The sequence below is a fragment of the Caballeronia novacaledonica genome, from assembly GCF_900258035.1.
In the GTDB taxonomy this organism is placed as follows: domain Bacteria; phylum Pseudomonadota; class Gammaproteobacteria; order Burkholderiales; family Burkholderiaceae; genus Caballeronia; species Caballeronia novacaledonica.
The window spans coordinates 92,487-101,804 of record NZ_OGTP01000024.1; the positions used below are offsets into that span (position 1 = coordinate 92,487).

General features: G+C 59.7%; 8 protein-coding genes and 1 tRNA gene. All 9 read right to left on the bottom strand.

What is annotated here, in order from left to right; genetic code table 11:
- Positions 1-6: 6 nt before the first annotated feature.
- The gene (rpoB, locus tag NOV72_RS26220; RefSeq protein ID WP_106857452.1) at positions 7-4,113 is read right to left on the bottom strand and encodes a DNA-directed RNA polymerase subunit beta; all 4,107 of its coding nucleotides are present in this window, start codon (positions 4,111-4,113) and stop codon (positions 7-9) included.
- 368 nt (positions 4,114-4,481) lie between these two features.
- The gene (gene rplL / locus NOV72_RS26225) at positions 4,482-4,856 is read right to left on the bottom strand and encodes a 50S ribosomal protein L7/L12 (protein WP_014192486.1); all 375 of its coding nucleotides are present in this window, start codon (positions 4,854-4,856) and stop codon (positions 4,482-4,484) included.
- Between the two features lie 83 nt (positions 4,857-4,939).
- Positions 4,940-5,437 carry a 50S ribosomal protein L10 gene (rplJ, locus tag NOV72_RS26230; RefSeq protein ID WP_061120230.1) on the bottom strand — a complete coding sequence of 166 codons (498 nt, stop codon included), beginning with the start codon at positions 5,435-5,437 and terminating at the stop codon, positions 4,940-4,942.
- A gap of 301 nt (positions 5,438-5,738) precedes the next feature.
- A complete protein-coding gene (gene rplA, locus NOV72_RS26235) occupies positions 5,739-6,437 on the bottom strand; it encodes a 50S ribosomal protein L1 (protein WP_106857453.1) in 699 nt (232 codons plus the stop codon).
- A complete protein-coding gene (gene rplK, locus NOV72_RS26240) occupies positions 6,438-6,869 on the bottom strand; it encodes a 50S ribosomal protein L11 (protein ID WP_106857454.1) in 432 nt (143 codons plus the stop codon). It lies immediately after the preceding gene.
- A gap of 147 nt (positions 6,870-7,016) precedes the next feature.
- A complete protein-coding gene (nusG, locus tag NOV72_RS26245; protein WP_014192489.1) occupies positions 7,017-7,574 on the bottom strand; it encodes a transcription termination/antitermination protein NusG in 558 nt (185 codons plus the stop codon).
- Position 7,575: 1 nt separating this feature from the next.
- Positions 7,576-7,956 carry a preprotein translocase subunit SecE gene (gene secE, locus NOV72_RS26250; protein ID WP_008343790.1) on the bottom strand — a complete coding sequence of 127 codons (381 nt, stop codon included), beginning with the start codon at positions 7,954-7,956 and terminating at the stop codon, positions 7,576-7,578.
- A gap of 34 nt (positions 7,957-7,990) precedes the next feature.
- Positions 7,991-8,066, bottom strand: a tRNA-Trp gene (locus tag NOV72_RS26255).
- 67 nt (positions 8,067-8,133) lie between these two features.
- A partial coding sequence (gene tuf, locus NOV72_RS26260) for an elongation factor Tu (protein ID WP_245933155.1) occupies positions 8,134-9,318 on the bottom strand: 1,185 nt, incomplete at its 5' end.

The following is a 9,318-nucleotide window of genomic DNA, read 5'->3' on the forward strand; positions in this document are numbered from 1 at the left end:
GTCCGATTAGTTGCGGTCCAGATCGATATCAATACCGAGCGAGCGGATTTCCTTCACCAACACGTTGAAGGATTCCGGCATGCCCGCGTCGATTACGTGATCGCCCTTGACCAGGTTTTCGTACACCTTGGTCCGGCCCGTCACGTCATCCGACTTGACCGTCAGCATTTCCTGCAGCACATACGATGCGCCATACGCTTCGAGCGCCCACACTTCCATCTCACCGAAGCGCTGACCGCCGAACTGCGCCTTACCACCCAGCGGCTGCTGCGTGACGAGCGAATACGGGCCGGTCGAACGCGCGTGCATCTTGTCGTCGACCAAGTGGTGCAGCTTCAGGTAGTGCATGTAGCCGACCGTGACCGTGCGCTCGAATGCTTCGCCGGTGCGGCCGTCGTACAGCGTGACCTGGTTCTTCGACGGCGTCATGCCGAGGTTCGTGGCGATGTCGTCCGGGTAGGCCAGATCGAGTGCGCGCGACATTTCGTCTTCCGTCGCACCGTCGAACACCGGCGTCGCGAACGGCACGCCTTCGCGCAGGTTCTTCGCCAGTTCGACGATCTCGTCGTCGGAGAAGCTTTCCAGCTCTTCCTTGCGGCCCGATTCGTTGTAGATCTGCGTAAGGAACTGACGCAGTTCTTCGACCTTCGCCTGACGCTGCATCATTTCGCCGATACGCCAGCCGAGACCCTTCGCGGCCCAGCCCAGATGCACTTCGAGAATCTGACCCACGTTCATCCGCGACGGCACGCCGAGCGGATTCAGCACGACGTCGGCCGGACGGCCATCGGCCATGTACGGCATGTCTTCGATCGGAACGATCTTCGACACGACACCCTTGTTACCGTGACGGCCCGCCATCTTGTCGCCAGGCTGCAGGCGACGCTTCACGGCGAGATACACCTTGACCATCTTGAGCACGCCCGGCGGCAGTTCGTCGCCTTGCGTGAGCTTCTTGCGCTTCTCTTCGAACGCGAGGTCGAACTGGTGACGCTTTTGCTCGATCGAATCCTTGATCGCTTCCAGTTGCGCCGCAGCTTCTTCGTCCGCGAGGCGGATGTCGAACCAGTGGTAGTGGTCGAGATCTTCGAGGTACGGGAGGTCGATCTTCGTGCCCTTCGCGAGCTTCTTCGGACCGCCGTTCGCGACCTTGCCGTTCAGCATGCGCGCGAGACGCTGGAACGCGTCGCCTTCCACGATGCGAAGCTGGTCGTTCAAATCGAGGCGATAGCGCTTTAGTTCGTCGTCGATGATCTGTTGCGCACGCTTGTCGCGCGTGATGCCTTCGCGCGTGAACACCTGCACGTCGATGACCGTGCCGCTCATGCCCGACGGCACGCGCAGCGACGTGTCCTTCACGTCCGATGCCTTCTCGCCGAAGATCGCGCGCAGCAGCTTTTCTTCCGGCGTCAGCTGGGTTTCGCCCTTCGGCGTGACCTTGCCGACCAGCACGTCGCCCGCTTCGACTTCCGCGCCGATGTACACGATGCCCGACTCGTCGAGACGGCCAAGCTGCACTTCCGCGAGGTTCGAAATGTCGCGCGTGATTTCTTCCGGTCCGAGCTTCGTGTCGCGAGCCACGACGTTCAGTTCTTCGATGTGGATCGACGTGTAGCGATCGTCCGCAACGACCTTTTCCGAGATCAGGATCGAGTCTTCGAAGTTGTAGCCGTTCCACGGCATGAACGCGACCAGCATGTTCTGGCCGAGCGCGAGCTCGCCCAGATCCGTCGAGGCGCCGTCGGCCAGCACGTCGCCGCGCGAGACCTTGTCGCCCACCTTCGCGATCGGACGCTGGTTGATGTTCGTGTTCTGGTTCGAACGCGTGTACTTGATCAGGTTGTAGATGTCCACGCCGACGTCGCCGGCAACGGCTTCATCGTCGTTCACACGAATCACGATACGGCCCGCGTCGACGTAATCCACCACACCGCCGCGCAGCGCCTGGACGGTCGTACCCGAGTCGACGGCCACCGTACGCTCGATGCCCGTGCCCACGACCGGCTTTTCCGGACGCAGGCAAGGCACGGCCTGACGCTGCATGTTCGAGCCCATCAACGCGCGGTTCGCGTCGTCGTGCTCGAGGAACGGAATCAGCGATGCAGCCACCGACACGATCTGCGACGGCGCCACGTCCATGTACTGGATGCGATCCGGCGTGACCATCATCGTTTCGCCTGCTTCACGCGAAGACACGAGTTCGTCAGTCAACGAGCCGTCGTCGCCCACTGCCGCGTTCGCCTGAGCGATCACGTAACGGCCTTCTTCGATCGCCGACAAATAGTCGATCTGGTCGGTGACCTTGCCGTCCACCACCTTGCGATACGGCGTTTCGAGGAAGCCGTACTCGTTCAGGTGCGCGTACAGCGCGAGCGAGTTGATCAGACCGATGTTCGGGCCTTCCGGCGTTTCGATCGGGCACACGCGGCCATAGTGCGTCGGATGCACGTCGCGCACTTCGAAGCCCGCGCGCTCGCGCGTCAGACCGCCCGGTCCCAGTGCGGAAACGCGACGCTTGTGCGTGATTTCCGACAGCGGGTTGGTCTGGTCCATGAACTGCGAGAGCTGCGACGAACCGAAGAACTCGCGGATCGCCGAGGAAATCGGCTTCGAGTTGATCAGATCGTGCGGCATCAGGTTTTCGCTTTCGGCCTGGCCGAGGCGTTCCTTCACCGCGCGCTCGACGCGCACGAGACCCGCGCGGAACTGGTTCTCCGCGAGTTCGCCGACGCAACGCACACGGCGATTGCCCAAGTGGTCGATATCGTCCACTTCGCCCTTGCCGTTACGCAACTCGACGAGGATCTTGATCGTGGCGAGGATGTCGTCGTCCTGCAGCGTCATCGGGCCGACGATTTCGTCGCGACCGACACGGCGATTGAACTTCATACGGCCGACCTTCGACAGGTCGTACGCGTCTTCGCTGTAGAACAGACGGTTGAACAGCGCCTCGACCGCTTCTTCGGTCGGCGGCTCGCCCGGGCGCATCATGCGATAGATCGCGATGCGGGCGGCCATCTTGTCGGCGGTTTCGTCGATACGCAGTGTGGACGAGATATACGGGCCCTGGTCCAGGTCGTTCGTGTAGAGCGTCTGGATGTCCTTGACCTTCGCCTCGCGCAGCTTTTCGAGAACCGTTTCGGTGATTTCCTCGTTGGCGTTCGCGATCACTTCGCCCGTTTCCGGATCGATCACGTTCTTCGCCAGCACGCGGCCGAGCAGGTACTCTTCCGGCACCGAGATGAACTTCGTCTTGGCGTTTTCGAGGTCGCGAATGTGCTTCGCGTTGATCCGCTTGTCCTTCGTGACGATGACATTGCCATCGCGATCCTGGATGTCGAAACGCGCGACTTCACCGCGCAGACGCTCGGGAACGAATTCCATTTGCGCGCCTTCGCTCATCAGGCCGAAGTTGTCGAACACGAAGAAGTTCGCGAGGATCTGCTCCGGCGTCATGCCGATCGCCTTCAGCAGAATCGTGACCGGCATCTTGCGGCGACGGTCGACGCGGAAGTACAGCACGTCCTTCGGGTCGAATTCGAAGTCGAGCCACGAACCGCGGTAAGGGATGATGCGCGCCGAGAACAGCAGCTTGCCGGAGCTGTGCGTCTTGCCCTTGTCATGCTCGAAGAACACGCCAGGCGAACGGTGGAGCTGCGACACGATCACGCGCTCCGTTCCGTTGATGACGAACGAACCCGTCGGCGTCATGAGCGGAATTTCGCCCATGTACACTTCCTGCTCTTTGACTTCCTTGACGACGGGCTTGCTCGGCGATTCCTTGTCGAGCAGAACCAGACGCACTTTCGCGCGCAGGGCCGAGCAATACGTCAGGCCGCGCTGCTGGCATTCCTTGATGTTGAATGCGGGCGACGACAGCATGTAGCTGACGAACTCGAGTCGCGCGAAGCCGTTGTGCGAAACGATCGGGAAAACAGAGGTGAACGCAGCCTGCAAGCCTTCTGACTTGCGCTGCGACGACGACGTGTCTGCTTGCAGAAACGTCTGGAATGATTCAAGCTGGGTCGCCAGCAAAAAGGGAACTTGGTGAACGATGGGGCGCTTCGCGAAACTCTTGCGAATACGCTTCTTCTCGGTGAAGGAATATTGCATACGATCTCCGAATCACGGCGGGCGTTGCCGAGGCGGGATACCCCGACGTCACAGCCCGGTGTTCACCGACTGAGACCCGCGCGAGTGTCCGGGGAGGACGCGCGAATCTAGAAGCTTGGTGGTTGGCCGCTACCAACCGCTGGCTGACGGCAGCGGATGCCTATGTTTCCCGCTACCCGACCAAACTTGCCTTCTGCAGTCGCTTCAGAAGACAAAGAAAGCGATCGGAAAATTCTGCCATTCCGAACGTTTTCTTTGGCTTCTGTGGAGACTTTTATACTTGCCGACAAGCATAAAAACTACGTCCCCACAAAGCACAAAAAGGCCGGCGGTGAAAAACCGCCAGCCTTCGCATAGCGCAATGAAACTTACTTGATTTCAGCCTTCGCGCCTGCGTCTTCCAGCTTCTTCTTGGCTTCTTCAGCAGCAGCCTTGGGCACCGCTTCCTTGATGGGCTTCGGTGCGCCGTCAACCAGGTCCTTCGCTTCCTTCAGGCCGAGACCCGTCAGTTCACGAACAGCCTTAATGACGGAAACCTTGTTCGCGCCTGCTTCGAGCAGGTTCACGGTGAACTCGGTTTGCTCTTCCACTGCAGCAGCTGCGCCGCCACCAGCCGGGCCAGCAACTGCGACAGCAGCAGCCGACACGCCAAACTTCTCTTCGAACGCCTTGACCAGTTCGTTCAGTTCGAGAACCGACATCGAGCCAACGGCTTCCAGGATGTCTTCTTTTGCGATTGCCATTTGAAATACTCCTAAATTGAATTCGGATCGAGCTAGCGATCTAGCTAATACCTAACTGAGCAACTGGTGCCCAAGTGTGTGCGTTATGCAGCTTCGCCTTGCTTCTTCTCGGCGAGCGCGGCCAGGGCGCGCGCGAAGCCGGAAACAGGTGCTTGCATGACGAACAGCAGCTTGGAGAGCAGTTCTTCGCGGCTCGGGATGTTGGCCAGCGCTTGCACGCCCGCCTTGTCCATCACTTTGCCTTCGTAGGAACCAGCCTTGATGATCAACTTGTCATTGCCCTTACCGAAGTCATTGACGACCTTGGCAGCGGCAATGGCATCTTCCGAGATGCCGTAGATCAGAGGACCGGTCATCTGCTCAGCCAGCGGAGCGAACGGCGTACCTTCGACAGCGCGACGCGCCAGCGTGTTCTTCAACACACGCAGATACACTTGTTGCTCACGCGCTTTCGCGCGCAGCTTGGTCAGATCGCCAACCGTGATCCCACGATACTCAGCGAGCACCATCGTCTGAGCCTTCGCGACTTGCGCGGCGACTTCAGCGACGACTGCCTGCTTATCTTCTTTGTTCAGTGGCACGGTTAAACCTCCAGATTCGGTGCACTCGGGCCACAACCCTCATGCACCACGTTCAACAACGGCGTCCGACTGTTAGGAGTATTTCGATCAATTGGTGACCATTCAGAATGATCGACAACCGACTTCAACCACTGCAAAACTGTTTCGGGTTCGCCATCTGCGTTGGCTTGAATTAAGGCGACGCCTGCCTGCTGCGTCACCACCAACGGTCTTTGACAACCGGTTGCCCGACTCGAAACTGCAGCCTCGCAACCGCCCAAAGCCCTTTTTGAAGCGCGATCAATCGATCGCGCCCGAAATCTTACTGTTGCGCCAGCGTGGCTTGATCCACGCGAACGCCAACGCCCATCGTGCTCGACACGGCGATCTTGCGCAGATACACGCCCTTGCTCGTCGCCGGCTTCGCCTTTTGCAGCGCTTCGATCAGCGCAGCCAGGTTCTTACGCAACGATGCCGGCTCGAACGACGCACGGCCGATCGTACCGTGGATGATACCGGCCTTGTCGACGCGGAACTGAACCTGACCCGCCTTCGCGTTCTTGACCGCTTGAGCGACGTCCGGCGTAACCGTGCCAACCTTCGGGTTCGGCATAAGGCCGCGCGGACCGAGAATCTGACCCAGCGTACCGACGACACGCATCGTGTCCGGCGAAGCAATCACCACGTCGAAGTTCAGATTGCCGGCCTTGACTTGCTCGGCCAGGTCTTCCATGCCGACCACGTCTGCGCCAGCGGCACGAGCTTGTTCAGCCTTATCGCCCTGTGCGAACACTGCCACGCGAACCGACTTGCCGGTACCAGCCGGCAGAACGACGGAGCCGCGAACGACCTGGTCCGACTTCTTCGCGTCGATGCCGAGTTGAACAGCGACGTCGATCGATTCATCGAACTTGGCGCTCGCGCATTCCTTCACGAGAGCCAGCGCGTCGTCGATCGCGTACAGCTTCTGACGATCAACCTTGCTTGCGAATGCCTGAAGGCGCTTAGAAAGCTTAGCCATTTACACGCCCTCCACAGTGATGCCCATCGAACGCGCGCTGCCGGCGATGGTACGCACGGCTGCGTCCAGATCAGCTGCCGTAAGATCCGGCATCTTGGTCTTCGCGATTTCTTCCGCTTGAGCGCGGGTAATGTTACCGACCTTGTCGGTGTGCGGCTTGGCCGAACCCTTCTGCACGGCGGCGGCCTTCTTGATCAGAACGGTAGCCGGCGGCGTCTTCATGATGAAGGTGAAGCTCTTGTCCGCGAATGCCGTAATGACGACCGGCACCGGCAGACCCGGCTCCATACCTTGAGTCTGCGCGTTGAACGCCTTGCAGAACTCCATGATGTTCAGGCCGCGCTGGCCCAGTGCCGGACCGACCGGCGGCGACGGGTTGGCTTTACCTGCAGGAATCTGCAGCTTGATAAAGCCGACAATTTTCTTTGCCATGTTGAAAACCTCTGCTGAACGCGCGAGCGTTCGGTGAGTGATAGCGCGTGTTCGACGTTGCCGGCTACTGACGCTCCTCAACGGTCATAACGCGGACCGTAAGCGCGAATCGCGCGATAGCTCGAAAGCCACGCGCGATGTGTTCGTTTAAAGCTTTTCGACTTGGCCGAACTCGAGTTCGACGGGTGTCGAGCGTCCAAAAATCGTGACGGATACACGGACTCGGGACTTTTCGTAGTTCACTTCTTCGACGTTGCCATTGAAGTCGGTGAACGGACCTTCCTTCACGCGGACCATCTCGCCCACTTCGAACAACGTCTTCGGCCGCGGTTTTTCGACGCCTTCCTGCATCTGCGACATGATCTTTTCGACTTCACGCGGCGAGATGGGGCTCGGGCGATTGCGCGCACCACCAACGAAACCGGTAACCTTGGCCGTGTTCTTGACCAGATGCCACGTTTCGTCCGTCATTTCCATTTCGACAAGGACATAGCCCGGAAAGAAACGACGCTCGGTGACCGACTTGTGGCCACCTTTCACTTCAACGACTTCTTCGGTCGGAACAAGAATCTGACCGAACTGATCCTGCATGCCTGCACGTTCGATGCGCTCCTGAAGCGCACGTTGCACGCTCTTCTCCATGCCGGAGTAGGCGTGCACTACATACCAACGCTTTCCACTCGGGGATGTCGGAGTATCGCTCATATCATTTCCAACCCAGAATCGCCGAGAAAATCACCCATTCGATCGACTTATCGCTAAGCCAAAGGAAAATGGCCATGATCAGAACAAATGCGAAGACCACGAGAGTTGTCTGGGTCGCTTCTTTGCGAGTCGGCCAGACGACCTTGCGAACTTCTTTGTACGAATCTTTGGCGAATGCGATGAAGCCCTTTCCCGGCGCGGAGAGAAGACCGACTGCGACACCCGCGATGACACCAACAGCAAGCGCTGCGCCGCGGACGTACCATTCTTGGCCCGAGAGCCAGAAGAATCCAACGAACCCGGCCAAGACCAACAATACGCCCGCCACCAACATCAACTTGTCGCCGGAAGTATTTACAGTTTCGACGGAAGGATTCGCCATAACACCTTAAACAGCGCCGGTTGGCGCGAGAATTTGGCAGGGGCAGAGGGAATCGAACCCCCAACCTTCGGTTTTGGAGACCGACGCTCTGCCAGTTGAGCTATACCCCTAAACCATTTGGGGCCGACGGACTTCGCCGACCCCGAAACCACTACAAACCGAGAAGATCTCTGGCTCTTACTCGATAATCTTCGCCACGACACCGGCGCCGACGGTACGGCCGCCTTCGCGGATTGCGAAGCGCAGACCTTCTTCCATGGCGATCGGAGCGATCAGCTTCACCGTGATCGACACGTTGTCGCCCGGCATCACCATTTCCTTGTCCTTCGGCAGCTCGATCGAGCCCGTCACGTCCGTCGTACGGAAGTAGAACTGCGGACGGTAGTTGTTGAAGAACGGCGTGTGACGGCCGCCTTCGTCCTTGCTCAGCACGTACACTTCAGCCGTGAAGTGCGTGTGCGGCGTGATCGAACCCGGCTTGGCCAGAACCTGGCCGCGCTCCACGTCTTCACGCTTCGTGCCGCGCAGCAGGATACCGACGTTGTCGCCTGCCTGACCTTGGTCGAGCAGCTTGCGGAACATTTCCACGCCCGTGCAGGTCGTCTTCACCGTCGGCTTGATACCGACGATTTCGATTTCTTCGCCGACCTTGACCACACCGCGCTCGACGCGGCCCGTCACCACCGTGCCGCGACCCGAGATCGAGAACACGTCTTCCACCGGCATCAGGAACGAACCGTCAACTGCGCGCTCCGGCGTCGGGATGTACGAATCCAGCGCGTCGGCCAGGTTCATGATCGCCACTTCGCCCAGCTCGCCCTTGTCGCCTTCCAGCGCCAGCTTGGCCGAACCCTTCACGATCGGGGTGTCGTCGCCCGGGAAGTCGTACTTCGACAGAAGTTCGCGCACTTCCATTTCCACGAGCTCGAGCAGCTCGGCGTCGTCCACCATGTCGCACTTGTTCAGGAACACGATGATGTACGGCACGCCAACCTGACGGGCCAACAGGATGTGCTCGCGCGTTTGCGGCATCGGGCCGTCGGCCGCCGAGCACACCAGGATTGCGCCGTCCATCTGCGCGGCGCCCGTGATCATGTTCTTCACATAGTCAGCGTGGCCCGGGCAGTCGACGTGTGCGTAGTGGCGGTTAGCCGTTTCGTACTCGACGTGCGCGGTGTTGATGGTGATGCCGCGCGCCTTTTCTTCCGGCGCCGCGTCGATCTGGTCGTACGCCTTGGCTTCGCCGCCGAACTTCTGCGTGAGAACCGTCGTGATCGCTGCCGTCAGCGTGGTCTTGCCGTGGTCAACGTGACCGATCGTGCCCACGTTCACGTGCGGCTTGGTCCGCTCGAATTTACCTTT

What these genes read in the sequence shown, in the direction of transcription:
- rpoB (WP_106857452.1), bottom strand. Translation starts at nt 4,113, where the DNA reads ATGCAATATTCCTTCACCGAGAAGAAGCGTATTCGCAAGAGTTTCGCG.
- rplL (WP_014192486.1), bottom strand. Translation starts at nt 4,856, where the DNA reads ATGGCAATCGCAAAAGAAGACATCCTGGAAGCCGTTGGCTCGATGTCG.
- rplA (WP_106857453.1), bottom strand. Translation starts at nt 6,437, where the DNA reads ATGGCTAAGCTTTCTAAGCGCCTTCAGGCATTCGCAAGCAAGGTTGAT.
- rplK (WP_106857454.1), bottom strand. Translation starts at nt 6,869, where the DNA reads ATGGCAAAGAAAATTGTCGGCTTTATCAAGCTGCAGATTCCTGCAGGT.
- nusG (WP_014192489.1), bottom strand. Translation starts at nt 7,574, where the DNA reads ATGAGCGATACTCCGACATCCCCGAGTGGAAAGCGTTGGTATGTAGTG.
- secE (WP_008343790.1), bottom strand. Translation starts at nt 7,956, where the DNA reads ATGGCGAATCCTTCCGTCGAAACTGTAAATACTTCCGGCGACAAGTTG.